At 71.1% G+C, this 16025-nt stretch carries 14 protein-coding genes; all 14 read right to left on the reverse strand.

Annotated elements, in window-relative coordinates:
* Position 1: 1 nt before the first annotated feature.
* Positions 2 to 1150 carry an acyl-CoA dehydrogenase family protein gene (locus Drose_RS24575; protein ID WP_260723666.1) on the reverse strand — a complete coding sequence of 383 codons (1149 nt, stop codon included), beginning with the start codon at positions 1148 to 1150 and terminating at the stop codon, positions 2 to 4.
* Between the two features lie 12 nt (positions 1151 to 1162).
* Positions 1163 to 1660 (reverse strand): flavin reductase family protein, encoded by a 498-nt coding sequence (locus Drose_RS24580; RefSeq protein WP_260723667.1) that lies wholly within the window; start codon positions 1658 to 1660, stop codon positions 1163 to 1165.
* Positions 1657 to 3363: an NAD(P)/FAD-dependent oxidoreductase gene (locus Drose_RS24585; RefSeq protein ID WP_260723668.1), complete on the reverse strand. Its 1707-nt coding sequence runs from the start codon at positions 3361 to 3363 to the stop codon at positions 1657 to 1659. Before Drose_RS24585 ends, Drose_RS24580 begins: the two co-directional genes overlap by 4 nt.
* 92 nt (positions 3364 to 3455) lie before the next feature.
* Positions 3456 to 4364 (reverse strand): MBL fold metallo-hydrolase, encoded by a 909-nt coding sequence (locus Drose_RS24590; RefSeq protein WP_260723669.1) that lies wholly within the window; start codon positions 4362 to 4364, stop codon positions 3456 to 3458.
* A 41-nt stretch (positions 4365 to 4405) separates the two neighbouring features.
* Entirely contained in the window at positions 4406 to 6169 is a 1764-nt protein-coding gene (locus Drose_RS24595) for an acetyl/propionyl/methylcrotonyl-CoA carboxylase subunit alpha (RefSeq protein ID WP_260723670.1), read from the reverse strand.
* A 16-nt stretch (positions 6170 to 6185) separates the two neighbouring features.
* Entirely contained in the window at positions 6186 to 6383 is a 198-nt protein-coding gene (locus Drose_RS24600; protein WP_260723671.1) for an acyl-CoA carboxylase epsilon subunit, read from the reverse strand.
* Complete coding sequence (locus Drose_RS24605) at positions 6380 to 7924, reverse strand: acyl-CoA carboxylase subunit beta (protein ID WP_260723672.1); 1545 nt, start codon at positions 7922 to 7924, stop codon at positions 6380 to 6382. Before Drose_RS24605 ends, Drose_RS24600 begins: the two co-directional genes overlap by 4 nt.
* 92 nt (positions 7925 to 8016) lie before the next feature.
* Positions 8017 to 8808, reverse strand: a complete 792-nt coding sequence (locus Drose_RS24610) for an AfsR/SARP family transcriptional regulator (RefSeq protein ID WP_260723673.1) — start codon at positions 8806 to 8808, stop codon at positions 8017 to 8019.
* Between the two features lie 617 nt (positions 8809 to 9425).
* A complete protein-coding gene (locus tag Drose_RS24615; RefSeq protein WP_260723674.1) occupies positions 9426 to 10106 on the reverse strand; it encodes a response regulator transcription factor in 681 nt (226 codons plus the stop codon).
* A gap of 250 nt (positions 10107 to 10356) precedes the next feature.
* Positions 10357 to 10569 carry a hypothetical protein gene (locus Drose_RS24620; protein WP_260723675.1) on the reverse strand — a complete coding sequence of 71 codons (213 nt, stop codon included), beginning with the start codon at positions 10567 to 10569 and terminating at the stop codon, positions 10357 to 10359.
* A gap of 560 nt (positions 10570 to 11129) precedes the next feature.
* Complete coding sequence (locus Drose_RS24625) at positions 11130 to 12380, reverse strand: peptidoglycan DD-metalloendopeptidase family protein (protein ID WP_260723676.1); 1251 nt, start codon at positions 12378 to 12380, stop codon at positions 11130 to 11132.
* A 217-nt stretch (positions 12381 to 12597) separates the two neighbouring features.
* Positions 12598 to 13443: a 3-hydroxybutyryl-CoA dehydrogenase gene (locus Drose_RS24630; RefSeq protein ID WP_260723677.1), complete on the reverse strand. Its 846-nt coding sequence runs from the start codon at positions 13441 to 13443 to the stop codon at positions 12598 to 12600.
* Between the two features lie 199 nt (positions 13444 to 13642).
* Entirely contained in the window at positions 13643 to 14338 is a 696-nt protein-coding gene (locus Drose_RS24635; RefSeq protein ID WP_260723678.1) for a response regulator, read from the reverse strand.
* On the reverse strand, positions 14335 to 15975 hold the full coding sequence (locus Drose_RS24640) for a sensor histidine kinase (protein WP_260723679.1): 1641 nt from the start codon (positions 15973 to 15975) through the stop codon (positions 14335 to 14337). Before Drose_RS24640 ends, Drose_RS24635 begins: the two co-directional genes overlap by 4 nt.
* Positions 15976 to 16025: the final 50 nt, after the last annotated feature.

The raw sequence follows: 16025 nt of genomic DNA on the forward strand, positions 1-16025 counted from the left end.
CTCACTGCTTGACGAGCTGCTCGACGTAGCCGCGGGCGGCCGGCTCGAACTGCAGCGCCACGTGGGTGGAGACGGCGGTGACGTCCCGCCACAGGCGCTGCATCGGGCCGGACGTCGCCTGCCCCCGCGTCCCGGCCTGGCGGAACAGCCGGTCCACGGCCGTCACCGCCAGGTCGGTCGCCAGCGAGCAGTCGCGCAGGTTCCGGGCCGCGTCCAGGCGGCTCATCCCGCCGTCCGGATCGGCACACCGGTCGGCCAGGCCGGCGGCCCGGTCGAGCAGCAGCCGTGCCGCGTCCGCTTCGCCGGCGGCGCGGGCCAGGGCGAGTTCCGCGGACGCGCGCACGCCCTGCATGCCGACGGTCCCCGGTAGCTGCACGCCGCCGAGCTTGTCGGCGAACGCCGCCGTGAAGTCCCGGGTCATGCCCTGCGCCGCGCCGACCGCGGGGGCGGCGAACATGAGTCCGTTGACCGCCGGGAGCGGGGCCCGGTAGCAGGCGGGCGCACCGCCCGTGAAGTCGTCGATGCGCCCCTCGAGCAGGTCGGCCCGCTTGAACGCCCGGTGGTCGGGCACGAAGACGTCGGAGAGCGCCAGCGTGTTGCTCCCGGTCGCCTGCATCCCGATGCTGAACCAGGTGTCCTCGACGCGGTACGCCGAGCGGGGCACGGCGAAGAGCCACCCCTCGGTCGCGGTGCCGGACTGCGCGACGCCGCACACCACCGCCCAGTCCGAGTAGGCGATGGCGCTCATGTAGGGCCAGCGACCGGAGAGCAGCCAGCCGCCCGGGCGCGGCTCTGCGGTACCGAACGGTGTCACGGAACCGACGAGGACCGCGTCGGGGCCCGAGACCCACACCTCGGCCTGCCCGTCGGCCGGGAGATGGGCTCCGGCCATCCGGGCGATGCTGGCGATCAGCGAGGCGCACCAGGCGGTCGCCGGGCACTCGCCGGCGATCACGCCGACCGCGTCGACCAGCTCCCCGAAGGAGCCCTCGCGCCCGCCGACGGCGGCCGGCGCGAAGTGCCGGGCGAAGCCCGCCTCCACGACGGCCGCCATCACGGCGGGGTCGACCTCGCGGCGACGTTCGGCGGCCTCGGCGCAGCGCCCGGCAGCCGCCGCGATCCCGGCCGCGGCGGCGGACAACCCGGACATCACAATCTCCTCTCAGGAGCCGTTGGGCAGGTGGTGGAAGGCGCTGCGGAAGAACGCGAGCGGGCGGTCGTCGCGCAGCACGTCGAGCGCGACCACCTCGCCGATGAGGATGGCGTGGTCGCCGCCGTCCACCTCGCGATGGAGACGGCACTCGAGGTACGCCAGCGCCTTGCTCAGGATCGGCACGCCGGTGATCCCGGCGTGGACGTCGACGGCGTTGGCCCGGCGGGTGTGCCGGCTGGCGAAGATCCGGCACACCTCCTCCTGGTCGGCGGCGAGGATGTTGACCGCGAACGCGCCCGCGCGGCGCAGTGCCGGCAGCTCGCTGGACTCCTTCTGGATGCAGACCAGGATCAGCGGCGGGTCCAGCGACACCGACGTGAAGGAGTTCACGGTCACGCCGACGACGAAGGAGGTCGTGCCGCCGGTGACCACCGTGACCCCGGTCGTGAAGTGGCCGCAGACGCTGCGCAGCAGGCGAGCGTCGACGAGGGTACTGGCCTCGTTCATGCCGCACCCGTGAGCAGCCGGTCGACGAACAGTCCTTGCATGCCCTCGGAGATCTCCTCCGCCTGCTCCAGGGTCAGCAGCACGTCGCCGGTGAAGAGGCCGTCGGCCGTCCAGTCCTCGGCGCGCAGGCCGACCGCGTACGGGTTCACCGGCACGGCCGGGTCGGGCCGCTCCGTGAGACCCTGCGCGGCCCGGTGGAAGATGCCGACCGCGAGCGCCTCGGCGACGCGCACGTTCCGCGCGATGGCCGCGGCCAGCTCGTCGTCGCTGTAGTCGACGACCAACTGCCCGTGGCTGTCGCGGATCGCCTTGGCGGCGACGTAGGCGTTGGCCGGGCCCTCCGTCTCCACCCGCTCCAGGACGTTCCAGTCGCGGAAGATCTGCTGGACCCGGTCGTTGAGGGCGTAGAGCCGCTCGATGTCGGGGCGGACGCGCCGCAGGAACTCGTAGTCCAGGAACCGGTTCTTGACGAACAGCAGCACGACGCCGACATGGTTGAGCATGGCGTCCCAGCACAGCTTCGGCACCATCACGACGGGGTTGCCGAAGGCGAGGTAGTGGTCCTCGATCTTCGACAGCACGAAGGCGAACGTCTTGAGGTGGAAGTCGTTGTAGAACTCGAGCCGCTCGGCGACGTCCTCGCCGGCGAGATCGCGCACGACGAGATCGGTCGTGACGCTGTTGCCGTAGCCGATCATGTCGGAGCCGGGCGAGTAGAACGCGTCGGCGAAGGCGCCCGCCTCGCCGACGAGGGTCCAGCGGTCCTGGGAGTACACGCGCTCGACACCGAAGGCGAAGTCCTGCACCGTCAGGAAGTCCGCGACGTCGTCGACGCGGGTCTCGACGATCTCGGCGAGCTGCGGCTCGTGCCGGCGCAGCCAGTCGAGCACCCGGTCGAAGTCGCTGATCTCCTCGTACGGGCTGATCCGCGGGTCGGCGCAGATACCAACGCTGATGTGGTCGGAGCCGAGCGGAATCAGCCAGACCCAGTAGCCGTCGCCCATGAGGTGGTTGGTGCTGAACTGGCGGATGCCGACCCGGCGCATCCGGCCCAGCCACGCGGGGTTGTCGGCGCCCCACTGCTCCAGGTCGATCCCGCCGGTGAGGCGGAACCAGGAGGCGTTGACGGTGTGCGACACGTCGCGGCCGAGGCCGAGCTTGCGCCTGATCACGTGGGCGCGGCCGGCCGCGTCGACCAGCCACCGGCCTTCCACGGTGCGCTCGGTACCGCCCTGGCTGAAGGACACCAGGTGGTTGGACTCGGGCCGCAGCGTCACGTCCCGCACCGAACAGCCCTGCCGCAGGTCGGTGCCGAGGCTCAGGGCGAGGCGGGTGAGCTCGTTCTCGAAGCGGCCGCGGTCGATCTGATAGTTGTCGTGCGCCGGGAAGTCGGCCGGCCCGAGCTCGATGCGCCGTGTCAGGTCGGCGTTGTCCCCGGCGGGCTGGAAGAAGCGCAGCCCGTTCTTCTTCAGGTGGAACTTGTCCAGGTGTTCCTTCATGCCGAGGACCTCGGCGAAATAGTGCGCGCCCGCCGGGACCGTCGACTCGCCCACCTTGAACGCCGCCTCGGGTGCCAGCCCCTCGCGCTTGTCGAGGACCACGACGCTGGTCTCCGGACGGGCGCGCTTGAGCTGGATCGCGAGCGTGAGGCCCGCGAGTCCGCCGCCGAGGATCACGACATCGTGCGTACGCTGATCGGTCATTATTCCTCCTGCTGTTCGCGACGGACCCAGTCTGCGGGCGCGTGCTCGCGGCCCGCTCAAGGCCGAATGGAAGCTCGATCGCAGACGCGGGCTCAGGCGTGACAGGCCGGCAGGCCGCCGTGCAGCTCGACCATCGCGCCGAAGATCTCGTCGACGCCGGCGGCGGGCTCAGGGCCGCCGCGCAGCTCCGCGTAGGCCCGGTAGAGGTTGGGCACGAGCCGCTCGCGGTCGACGAGCCCGGCGAACTCGCCGAGGTCCGCGCCGCGAGCGACGTCGACCGGGGCGCGCCGCTCGGCCAGGCCGGCCTCGGCCAGCTCCAGCACCAAATCCAGATACCGCTCGGTGGCGCCGAGCAGCTCCGGCCCGCCGGGCGCCCCGTGCCCGGGCACGATCGTCTCGGCGCCGAACCTCCGCAGCGCCGCGACCGCGTCGCGCAGCCCGCCGACCGAGCCGGACAGCACGAGCGGCGTCACGCCCGACATCACGAGGTCACCGGTGAACAGCACGCGCTCCCGCGGCAACCAGACTACGGTGTCGCAGACGGTGTGCGCCGGCCCGAACGTGTGCAGCTCGGCGACGCGGTCGGCCAGGTGCAGCGTCAGCCTGCCGGTGAAGGTCATCTGCGGCGGGGCCAGCTCGATGTCGCCCCACTGCACGTCCGGCCACAGCTTCGTCAGATGCAGCCCGACGTCGAGCACCTCGGCCCGGGTCAGCTCGGCGCCGACGACGACGGCCTCGGGGAAGACGAAGTTGCCGAAGGTGTGGTCGCCGTGAGCGTGGGTGTTGACGACGATCCGGGGCGCGGCCGGCACCACAGCCCGGACCAGGTCGCGCAGGCGCCTGGCCCGCGCCTCGGTGGCCGCGGTGTCGACCAGCACGGCCGAGCCGCCGTCGACGATCACGCCGCCGTTGTTGAGGCACCAGCCCCCGTCGGGTTGCAGGAACGCGTGGACGCCGTCGGCGACCTCTTGTAGTCGTGGTGTTCCGGTGAATGCCCGCATGCCGACCACTGTCACACCGGGTCCTCGACGGTGGCTCGACGTCAGCCTTTGATCTCGCAGAGGGCGGTGCCGCCGGCCACGGTCGCACCGATCGCGACGGCGAGGCCGGAGACGGTGCCGGCCTTGTGGGCGGTGATCGGCTGCTCCATCTTCATGGCCTCGATCACGACGACCAGGTCGCCCGCCTCGACGGTACCGCCGTCGGCCACCGCGATCTTCACGATCGTGCCCTGCATCGGCGCGGTGAGCGCGTCGCTGGACGCGACCGGTCCGCCGCGGCCCTTCGGGCGCCGCCGTGGCGCGGCCGGGTGGCCGCCGCGTCCTCCGTTCACCGCGGCGACCGGCATGGTGCCCGGCAGCGAGACCTCGACCCGCTTGCCGTCGACCTCGACGACCAGCCGCTGCCGCTCCGCGGGTTCTTCGGCGTCGGGGGCGGCGGCAGGGTACGGCGGCAGCGTGTTGTCGAACTCGGTCTCGATCCAGCGCGTGTGGACCGCGAACGCCGCCCCGCCCGACGGCGCGAACGCCGGGTCGTCCACCACCGCCCGGTAGAACGGCAGCGCCGTGGCCATGCCGTCGACCTCGAACTCGCGCAGTGCCCGGCGCGCTCGTTGCAGCGCCTGTTCCCGGGTCGCGCCGGTCACGATGAGCTTGGCCAGCAGCGAGTCGAAGTTCTGCCCGATCCGCGTGCCCGCCTCGACGCCCGAGTCGAGCCGCACGCCCGGTCCGGACGGTGGCCGCCACACGGTCAGCGTGCCTGGGGCCGGCAGGAAGCCGCGGCCGGGGTCCTCGCCGTTGATCCGGAACTCGATGGCGTGGCCGCGCACCGGCGGGTCGTCGTAGCCGAGCGTCTCGCCGTCGGCGACGCGGAACATCTCGCGGACGAGATCGATGCCGGTGACCTCCTCGGTGACCGGGTGCTCGACCTGCAAGCGGGTGTTCACCTCGAGGAAGGAGATCGTGCCGTCGCGGCCGACGAGGAACTCGCACGTGCCGGCGCCGACGTAGCCGGCCTCGGCGAGGATCGCCTTGGAGGCCCGGGCGAGCTCGTCGAGCTGGGCCGGGGTCAGGAACGGCGCCGGCGCCTCCTCGACGAGCTTCTGGTGGCGCCGTTGCAGCGAGCAGTCCCTTGTGGACACCACCACGACGTTGCCGTGGCGGTCGGCGAGGCACTGCGTCTCCACGTGCCGGGGACGGTCGAGGTACCGCTCGGCGAAGCACTCGCCGCGCCCGAACGCGGCCACCGCCTCGCGGACCGCGGACTCGAACAGCTCCGGGATCTCCGCCAGGGTGCGGGCGACCTTCAGGCCGCGCCCGCCGCCGCCGAACGCCGCCTTGATGGCGACCGGCAGGCCGTGCCGCTGCGCGAACGCGACGATCTCCGCGGCGTTCGTGACCGGGTCCGGGGTGCCTGCGGCGAGCGGGGCCCCGACGCGCTGGGCGATATGCCGCGCGGTCACCTTGTCGCCGAGCGCGCGGATCGCCGCCGGCGGCGGGCCGATCCAGGTCAAGCCGGCGTCGAGCACCGCCTCGGCGAAGTCGGCGTTCTCGGACAGGAACCCGTATCCGGGGTGCACCGCGTCCGCGCCGGCCGCATGTGCCGCGGCCAGCAGCTTGCCGGCGTCCAGATAGGACTCGCCGGGTGTGGCGCCGCCGAGCGCGTAGGCCTCGTCGGCGGTGCGCACGTGCAACGCGTCGCGGTCCGGCTCGGCGTACACGGCGACGCTGGCGAGCCCGGCGTCCCGGCACGCGCGGGCCACCCGGACCGCGATCTCACCACGATTCGCGATCAGGACCTTCCGCATTTTCGGCTCCTCCTGCCTACCGGGAAAGCTGCCAGCTATGGCCGGGCCGGAACGCGACGCTGCGCTCAAGCCGGCGCCAATGGGCCGGATGCGGCCGCGGCGCCGGCGGGCTGCCGGTCCGGCCGAGCACCGCCAGGAGCGCGACGGCCAGCGCCGCCGTCTCGTCGGCGGAAAGGCGCCCACGCTCAACACGGAGGAACGGCGGCGCGTTCACTGTGGCGGGTTGCCGTGCTTGCGCATCGGCAGGTCGGCGTGCTTGGTCGTCAGCATGGCCAGGCTGCGGATGAGCACGGGCCGTGTCTCGGCCGGGTCGATCACGTCGTCGACGAGCCCGCGCTCGGCCGCGTGGTAGGGGTGCATGAGGTTCGTGCGGTACTCCTTCGTCAATTGCATGCGCGTGGCGTCCGGATCGTCGGCGGCCGCGATCTCGCGCCGGAAGATGACGTTCGCGGCGCCGTCGGCGCCCATGACGGCTATCTCGTTGGTCGGCCAAGCCAGGGACAGGTCCGCGCCGATGGAGCGCGAGTCCATGACGATGTACGCCCCACCGTACGCCTTGCGCAGCACCACCGAGATCCGCGGGACGGTGGCGTTGCAGTACGCGTACAGCAGCTTCGCCCCGTGCCGGATGATGCCGCCGTGCTCCTGCGCCACGCCGGGCAGGAATCCCGGCACGTCCAGGAGCGTGACGATGGGGAGGTTGAACGCGTCGCAGGTCTGCACGAAGCCGGCCGCCTTCTCGGCACCGGCGATGTCGAGCACGCCGGCCAGCGACTGCGGCTGGTTGGCGACGATGCCGACCACGCGCCCGCCGAGCCGGGCCAGGGTGCAGATGACATTGCCGGCCCAGCGCTCGTGCACCTCGAGATGCGCCCCGTCGTCGACGATCTCCTCGATGACGGCCCGCATGTCGTACGGCCGGTTGCCGTCGCTCGGCACCAGGTCGTAGAGCGCCTCGCCGCGCCGGTCGGCGGGGTCCGCGCCGAGCATCGCCGGGGGCTGCTCGCGGTTGTTCTGCGGCAGCATCGACAGCAGGTAGCGGACCTCCTCCAGGCAGGTCGCCTCGTCGTCGTAGACGAAGTGGGCCACGCCGGACCGCTCCGCGTGCACGTCGGCGCCGCCGAGGGCGTCGTGGCTGACCCGCTCGCCGGTGACGGCCTGCACGACGTCGGGCCCGGTGATGAACATCTGCGACGTGCCGCGGACCATGAAGACGAAGTCGGTCAATGCCGGGCTGTAGGCCGCCCCGCCGGCGCACGGGCCGAGCATCACGCTGATCTGCGGGATGACCCCGGACGCGCGGGTGTTGCGCTGGAAGATGCCGCCGTAGCCGGACAGCGCCGTGACGCCCTCCTGGATGCGGGCGCCGGCACCGTCGTTGAGGCTCACCAGCGGGGCGCCGGTGGCGATCGCGAGGTCCATCACCTTGTGGATCTTCTGCGCGTGCGCCTCGCCCAGCGCGCCGCCGAAGATGCGGAAGTCGTGGGCGTACACGAAGACGCTGCGCCCGTGCACGGTGCCCCAGCCGGTGACGACGCCGTCGGTGTGTGGCCGCTTGGCTTCCAGGCCGAAGCCGGTGGCGCGATGCCGCCGCAGCCCCTCGATCTCCTGGAAGGAGCCCTCGTCGAGGAGGGCGTCGATGCGCTCGCGAACGGTCAGCTTGCCCCGGGCGTGCTGGCGCCGCGTGGCCTCCGGATCGGGGCCCGCCACCACGCGCCGCTTGAGGTCGCTCAGCTCGTCCACACGCTGCAACACGGGAATTACCTCCATGAATAGCCTGGGCCGTCGGCGTTTCCCAGTCTGAACGGCGGGACTTGACCACGGCTCGAGCCCCGCCGGAGACTGGCTCAGCTAGCGCGGAGCAGGCGCGGCGCGCCGCTGGTGCGCATGCCGCCGAGGACCTCGGTCTGCAGCCGCTGCACCTCCGGTGTCGGCTCCAGGCCGAGCTCGGACTGCAGCACGCGGCGCAGGTCCTGGTAGGCCTGGAGGGCCTCGGCCCGACGGCCCGCCGACCGCAGCGCCTCGATGAGCTGCGCATGCAGCCACTCGTTGAGCCGGTGCTCCGCGACCAGCGACCGCAGCTCGGGAATGAGCTCGTGGTGCCGCCCGAGCCGGGCGTCGGCCTGGATGCGCAACTGCAGGGTGCGCAGCCGCACCTCGTTGAGCCGCGCCGCGTGGATGGTCAGCGGCGAGCCGGTCCGCACGTCCGCCAGCGCCGGGCCTCGCCACAGCGCGAGTGCCTGCCGCAGCCGGTCGGCGGCCTCGTCGACGCGGTCCTCCCGCCACAGCCGGCGCCCGTCGGCGGCCACTTCGAGGAACATTTCGGCGTCGACCCGCCCGTCGGTGACACGCAGCATGTAGCCGGGCGAGCGGGTGACGATGTCACAGCCGAAGACGCCCCCGCCAGTGACGCCGCCGAACGTCCTGCGGAGGTGATAGACGTAGGTCTGCAGGGTCGTGGCCGCGCTCCGCGGTGGCCGGTCCGCCCACAGCTCCTCGGACAGGGTGTCGGTGCTGACGACGCGGTTGGCGTTCAGCGCCAGTAAGGCGAGCACCGATTTGACCCTCGGGGCCGACGGCGCGAGATCGCGGCCGTTTCCGATGACCTCCAGGTGCCCGAGCATGTTGATCCTGATCATGTGTCCCCCGCTCAGTGTTGCCGTACTCGTGTGACTACGGGGTCGAACTGTATTGCGGCGTTCCCCCGTGCCCAAGGTTGATCGACGTTTCCTAGGGAGTAACCGGCGACGCCGAGGGGGGTAGGATGATACCCCTTTGGAGGTACGGCGTTCGCGGAAGCTCATCAATGGCAAAACGCTTGCTCCGCAATTAATCGAGCGGTAATGGAAACCGCCCGGAAAATTGTTGCCCGCTCAACCGCCAGAGCCGCCGGCGCGGTGTCCACTAACGTCGGCCGGGTCGTCGCGGGCCGGTTTTGTCGTACCCGTGTGGTGTGATGCCGGCGGTGGCCGCGGCTGGACCGCACGGCGCCCTACCCACCCGGGCAGGTCCGGACGGCCGCGACTGCTCGTGTCGGTGCGGGCGGTCCCGGCCGAGCACCGCATGCGCCGGTCCGACACCAAGGCCCGCGCCCCGGGCGGTCGCCGCCCGGGCGCCGAAACCCCGGCCGCCGGGGCTCGTGGCGCCGGCCGCGCCCGCCAGGCGGAGGCCCGCCCTGGCATCCGCGGCCGCGGTGGCGCGGCGCCGCTCGCCCGCGCCGCACGGCGCGGAACCACGACATCACCGACCCGGTTGTCTAGACCCACGGCGGCTGGATCAGCCGGGCGTCGAGCGCCTTGTTGACCGCGTCGATGCGCGAGGACGCGCCCAGCTTGTGGAAGACGTTGCGCAGGTGGCGCTTGACCGTGCCCTCGGCGATGTCCATGCGGGAGGCGATCTGCCGGTTGGTCAGGGCGTCCGCCACGAAGGTGAGCACCTCGAGCTCCCGCTCCGACAGCCCGGCACCGGCGAACGGCTCCGGCGGCTCCCTCGGGTCCGGCGGCACCTTCACCGGCAACGGCTTCGGCCGGGGCAGTGTGATCATCACCGTCCGCCGCGAGGTGCCGACCAGGTCCCGAATGGTCGACTTGAGCGTGCCCGGGCTGATGTTCTTGTGCAGATAGGCCCGCACACCGAGCTCCAGCAGGCGCTCCATGAGCCGCTGCTCGCTGTGGTTGGTCAGCACGATGACGCCGAGCTCGGGCCGGTTGGCCAGCAGCTCGCGCAGCAGCTCCTGCGGGTCGCCGTCGGCCATCGAGATGTCCAGCAGCAGCACGTCGGGCTGCGACTCGACCACGGCCCGCACGACCGACAAGCCCGCGTCCGCCTCGCCGACCACCTCGAAGTCCGGCTCACAGTCCAACACGTGCCGCAGGGACTCGCGCAGGAGCCGGGGATCGCCGGCGAGGACGATCCTCGTGACCTTCGCGTCATTCACGCGGCGGCTGTCTTCGCCCGAGTTTTGCCTTCCATCCGCCACCCCCGTGAATGTGACGTTGACGACAAACTATGAGTTTAGCCGATGTTGCAGGGCGCTCCCGAAAGTGCCACCCTGAACCGACCCTGATTCTGATCGCGTTGACCGGCACAGCTTCCGATACGACTCATTGTTGACAAAAACCGGGTGACGCGAGTCATACGCCGCCCCGGCGGAACGCCCGCATTCTTGCGTCGTCAATTATTTACGGTTACAGATGGTCCGGCCGCTGCCGGATTCCCGGCCGGCTGCGGGGGTGCCGCTCGGGCAGGTGACTCTCTTCGGTGGCCCGCAGCACCACGTTGTCCAGCGCCTCCCGCTCGCGGAAGAACCGCACGACGTCCCGGACCGCGTGCCCGACGCGGCGGGCCCGGTCGATTTCGGCGTCGTCCAGGTAGGTGCACTCGGTGATGACCACCGCCACCGGCTCACCCGGGTTTCCGACGCCCACCAGGACGGCGCGGCCGTCGCCCGGTGCGCTGGTACCGCATGACGCGGTAGACGACCGTTTCGGGGGCGGGCGCCGGGCTCCGGGCCGGGCAGCTCCATGATCATGGGAAAGATGCGGCTGTCGGGGCAGCCGCATCTTTCCCATGATCATGAGATCGAGCGGGACGGCGCCGGATCGCACGTCGGCCGGCACCCCTCGGCGACGACGCTCCCGGTTCCCCTCGCCCGGGCAGATCTCCGGCGACCGGGGCGGTGGCCACCACCTCGCCGCGCTGCTGCTCCACCACGCCGCGCGCGGCGAGGACGGCCGCGGGCCGGCGACGGCTCTCACCGATGCGATTCGGGGTCCACTTCGGACGGTCCACGGATCGCCGCCCTCTCGCCGGCGGCGGCGGTCACGGTGCTCACCGCCCCGCCGCGGCGCTGCGGGCCATGCGGTCGCATTACGGTGACATCCCGCTGTAGCGCGGCCAGCGGGCACCGCGAGACGGCATGCGAGTGGCCGGAGGGTGGGCTCCCTCCGGCCACTCGACTTCAGCAGTTCGGCCCGACCGTGCTCATTCCGGTGTAGACGAACGCGTCGCTGACCCAGGTGCCGTCGGTCAGCTTGTCCCAGACCGCGCTGGCGCCCCAGCGGCCGGTGAGGCTGGTGCCGTTGCGCCAGCAGGAGATGGTGACTGTGGTGCCGTCGGCGACGGACCCGACGATCGGGTAGCCGGTGCCGGGTCCTGAGCGCTTGTTGATGCTCGTGTCGTCGTTGGCGTCGACGATGCCCTGGTCGAAATCGAGCGCGCCGTAGTTGTACAGCAGGCCACCGACGTCCGCGGGCTGATTGCCGGCGTTCACCACCTTGCTGCCGTGCAGCGCGGAGCCGGCATACGGCTCCGACCCGTTGAGGAACACCCACCCGCCGGCGGATCGCGTGACCCACGAGGTGTGGGCTTCGCCCTTGAGGATGGCCCAGTGGACGTGCCGATAGAGGGCGTTGCCGCCGCAGGACACGTCGGTGCCGGTGTTGCCGAGGAAGGTTCCTTCGGTGACGGACGCGCCGTTGTAGTCGACAGGCGACCACAGGTGGTAGTAGTCGGTGGTGTAGCCGCTGCCGTGGTAGACACGCACCCAGCCGCCGTACTGTCCCGAGCCGCTCCCGTCGCACATCAGATACGCGTTGCCGCCGCCGGCGGCCAGCACACGATAGTCACCACCGTTGAGGTCGATCGAGCTGTACGGGGTGTCGGTGCCGCTCCAGCCGTGCGGCCCGCCGGTGTACCTCCAGGACTGGCCGAGCGTGAACGGCAGGCGCAGGCCGGTGTTGTACGTGGTGTCGGCCGTGGACCGCAACGTGCCGGTGGCCCGGCCCAGCACCCGGCGCTCCCCCGCGGAAACGATGGTCGCCGGCGCTCGGCGGGCCAGCGCGGTGAACTCCGTGGTGCCGTCGAGGCTCGCCTGCCAGCCGCTGCCGGTGCGGTGCGCGAGGAACATCCGCCCGATCGGATACTGGTCGGGTCGCGCGGGTGCGGTCAGCACGGCACTGCCGAAGGCCCAGTCGCCGGCCTGGCGCTGGACACGCACCCGCGAGTGCCGCCCGGCGGCGGTTGCCTGCGCGTGGCTCACGTGCACCCGTCGCAGGATCGCGGCGGACACGGTTTCGTACAAGCTGCCCTCTGGAACGGCTGGTCGGGCGGCCGCCGACGTGCCGGCGGAGGCCACGCCGAAGAGCGCCGCAAGCAGCGTGGTCGTCGCGGCGGCGAACGCGCGCCTGGCGACGGAGGTGTACGCGAACATGGCTTGCTCCTCACGTATCGACGAATGGGAATCCGAGCAGAACCACGTCCGTCAATGTATGGCAAGACTCCAATCGCAGGTAGCCGAAGCAGCCGGGTTCACCCGAATGTGGACGTCGGGTCGGGTCGCGCTCGACTCACTGGTCCCCATCCGCGGGATGTGGCTGCTCATGCCCGCGCTGCGCAGCCCCGGGCCGGGCGGGCGCTGTCGCCGCGGGTCAGTCGTAGGTGTAGAAGCCGCGGCCGCTCTTGCGGCCCAGCAGTCCCGCGTCGACCATGCGGGCGAGCAGCGGCGGGGCGGCGTAGAGAGGCTCCTTGAACTCGTCATAGAGCGAGTCGGCGACCGCCTTGGTGGTGTCCAGTCCGATCAGGTCCGCGAGCGCGAGGGGGCCTTGGGGGTGCGCCGCGCCCAGCACCAGTCCCTGGTCGATGTCCTTGGCCGTCGCGAAGCCGGACTCCAGCATCCGGATCGCCGAGAGCACAAACGGGATCAGCAAGGCATTGACCACGAACCCGGCGCGGTCCTGGCAGTCGATCGCCGTCTTGCCCAGGCGTCCCTCGACGAGAGCCCGCGCCCGTTCGGTGGTGTCGGCCGAGGTGAGGAGGCTGGGGACCAGCTCGACCAGACGTAGCACAGGCACGGGGTTGAAGAAGTGCACGCCGATGACGTTCTGGGGCCGCGAGGTGGCCACGCCGAGCTTCATGATCGGGATGGACGACGTGTTCGACGCGAAGATCGCGGTGGGCGAGACCACGATCTTGTCGAGTTTGCGGAATAGGTCGGTCTTGGCCGCCTCGTCCTCGACGATCGCCTCGACGACGATGTCGCGGTCGGCGAGGGCCTCGAGTTCGGCGGCGACGCGGAGCCGGCCGAGCACCTCCGATGCCGACTCGATCCGGCCTTTGGCCTCGGCCCGCTCCAGCGACTTCGCCACGCGCGCGCGACCGGCCGCCGCTGCCGCCTCATTGGACTCGGCCACCACGACATCCAGGCCCGCGCGGGAGCACACCTCCGCGATCCCGGCCCCCATCAGACCGCATCCGACCACTCCGACTCGTTCCATGACGCCACCCTCTCCGGTCTTGCCGTACACCCGCACTCAGTTCCGTCAGTACGGTACTCAGTACCGAAGGTGGCTTCAAGGTGCCTCGATGACGGGATGCCGGTGCCCGACGGGGATTTCCTCGGGCGCATCGACCCGGTGGTCAGCATCTCCGGGCAGCTCGTTTCCCTCACCGAGATCCGCGACCCTGAGCCAACCGTCAGACGATGGCACGGAAGCGGCGCTCGGGCCGTCCGGTGCTGCCGTAGCGGGAACGAACCTCCGCCGCGCCGGTGGTGGCCAGGTGCTGCAGGTAGCGGCGCGCGCTGGCCCGGGAGATGCCGATCGATTCGGCGCACTCGGCGGCGGAGAGCCCGTTGCCACCGGCGCTGCGCAGCGCGTTGCGAACCAGTTCGATGGTTTCCGCGGTGATGCCTTTCGGCATCCCGCTCGGTGCCGCACCGCCGGTCCGACGGGCGAAGAACCGGTCGATATCCTCCTGGCGCGCCTCCTCCCGCCGGCTCTCGGTGAGGTCGCCCAGGCTGCGATGCCACTCCGCGTACTGTTCGAGCCGTTCCCGCAGGTCCTGGTAGCGGAAGGGTTTGATCAGGTAGCTGACCACCCCGCCGCGCAGCGCCTGTTTGACCGATTCCGCGTCCCGGGCGGCGCTGACCACGATGACGTCCACGCCCGTCGCCGCGTGAGCACGCAGTTGCTGAATGACCTCCAACCCGGTCATGTCGGGCAGGTAGATGTCGAGCAGGACGAGGTCCGGACGCAGCCGCACCACCGACTCGATCGCCTCGGCGCCGGTGTGCGCGGTCCCCACCACCTCGTACTCCGGCGTGCGCTCGACGAAGCCGCTGTGCACCCGCGCCACCATGAAGTCGTCGTCCACCACCAGGACCCGGATCATGACGCGGTACCCGCGTACTTCGGCAGCCGGGCGACGAACACGGCGCCGCCGTCGTTGGCGACGCGCACGTCGCCGTCGCGGCGCAGGCAGACGAGGCGTACCAGAGCCAGGCCGATGCCCCGTGGCCGGCCGGGGTCACCAGCTTTGGTGGAGAACCCACGCTCGAAAACGTCTTCGGCGAGTTCCGGGGACACGCCCGGTCCGCAGTCACGGACCGTCACCACAACCTCCTCGTCTGCCTCACGCACCTCAACCTCCGCCCAGCCGGGCATGCCGGCACCGAGGGCGTCCAGGGCGTTGTCCACCAGGTTGCCGACCACCGTCGCAACATCTGCCGATAACCGTTCATCGATGTGTCCCAGGCTCGACGTGGGCGCTATCCGTAACTCGATGCCCTGCTCCGCCGCGACGCTGCCCTTCGCCACGAGCAGCGCGGCGACGGCCGGGTCGGCGATGCGGGAGGTGACGCTCCCGGTCAGCTCGGCGTGGCGCGCGGTGATGCGGTGGATGTACCCGGTCACCTCCCCGTACTCGCCGAGTTCCACGAGGCCGGAGATGGTGTGCAGCCGGTTGCTGAACTCGTGGGCCTGCGCGCGCAGGGCGTCGGTGGCCTGCTGGACCGCGTCCAGCTTGTGTTGCAGTGTGATCAGCTCGGTCCGATCACGCAGCGTGGTCACCGAGCCGAGCGGGCGGCCCCGGCTGGTGACCGGCATCCGGTTGAGGATCAGGACCCGGTCGCCGACCGGCACGGCCAGGTCGGACCCGCCGGTCTTGCCGGACAGCACGTCCAGCAACGGAACGCCGAGTTTCAGCTCACGCAGCGTGCGTCCGACAGCATCCGGGGAGAGGTCCAGCAGCGAGATCGCCTCGTCGTTGATGAGTGTCACCGTCTGTTGCCGGTCCAGCGCGATCACGCCTTCCTTGATGCCGTGGAGCAGCGCGTCGCGGTGCTCCACGAGACCGGTGATCTCGATCGGCTCCAGTCCGAGGGTCTGGCGCTTGACCCGCCGGGCGACCAGCAGGGAGCCGAGCACGCCGAGCGCGCTCGCGATGCCGAGATAGGTCAACAGGTTCGGCATCGCCGATCGAAGATCGTCGAGCAGGGACGGCTGCCGCCGGCTGACCACCACCACTCCGACCACCTCGCCGAGGCTCTGCGGGTTGTCGCTGAGCACCGGCACCTGGGCCGCGACGAACTTCTCGCCGTCGTGCTCCGCCTCGCCGACCCAGCCGCGGCGCGAGACGAGTGAGCTCTCCGGCAGGTCGAGCGGCTTGGCGAGCTGATCCGGGTCCGGGGACGCGATGACGATGCCGTCGGAGCCGACCACGATCACCGACGTGGACCCGGAGACGCTGCGGGTGTTCTCGGCGACCGTACGGATGTACACCGTCTGGTCGGCGGTCGTACGGTAATCGAGTTCACCCCGGCCTAACAAGCGCTGGTTCTCCAATGCTTCGCGCAGGCTGGTCGAGGCCGCCATCGCTTCGGCCACCGATCGGGCGGTGCGCCCCTCCGTCCGGGAGAAGTCCGCCTTGGATTGTGCCAGCGAGACGGCCGCCACGCCGATCAGCACCATACAGACGATGCCGAGCTGCAGGGCGAGCAGTTGGCCGGCGAGTGAGATCCTGGGCCGCACGTTTGCTACCTCCTCCGCGGTGTCGTGAGCACAAAGGCCAATATTTTCTT

This window comes from Dactylosporangium roseum, assembly GCF_025264685.1.
GTDB classification, from domain to species: Bacteria; Actinomycetota; Actinomycetes; order Mycobacteriales; family Micromonosporaceae; genus Dactylosporangium; species Dactylosporangium roseum.

Coding starts and splice junctions, on each gene's coding strand:
- Drose_RS24625 (WP_260723676.1), bottom strand. CDS start 12,380: ATGTTCGCGTACACCTCCGTCGCCAGGCGCGCGTTCGCCGCCGCGACG.
- Drose_RS24575 (WP_260723666.1), bottom strand. CDS start 1,150: ATGTCCGGGTTGTCCGCCGCCGCGGCCGGGATCGCGGCGGCTGCCGGG.
- Drose_RS24580 (WP_260723667.1), bottom strand. CDS start 1,660: ATGAACGAGGCCAGTACCCTCGTCGACGCTCGCCTGCTGCGCAGCGTC.
- Drose_RS24585 (WP_260723668.1), bottom strand. CDS start 3,363: ATGACCGATCAGCGTACGCACGATGTCGTGATCCTCGGCGGCGGACTC.
- Drose_RS24635 (WP_260723678.1), bottom strand. CDS start 14,338: ATGATCCGGGTCCTGGTGGTGGACGACGACTTCATGGTGGCGCGGGTG.
- Drose_RS24590 (WP_260723669.1), bottom strand. CDS start 4,364: ATGCGGGCATTCACCGGAACACCACGACTACAAGAGGTCGCCGACGGC.
- Drose_RS24610 (WP_260723673.1), bottom strand. CDS start 8,808: ATGATCAGGATCAACATGCTCGGGCACCTGGAGGTCATCGGAAACGGC.
- Drose_RS24595 (WP_260723670.1), bottom strand. CDS start 6,169: ATGCGGAAGGTCCTGATCGCGAATCGTGGTGAGATCGCGGTCCGGGTG.
- Drose_RS24630 (WP_260723677.1), bottom strand. CDS start 13,443: ATGGAACGAGTCGGAGTGGTCGGATGCGGTCTGATGGGGGCCGGGATC.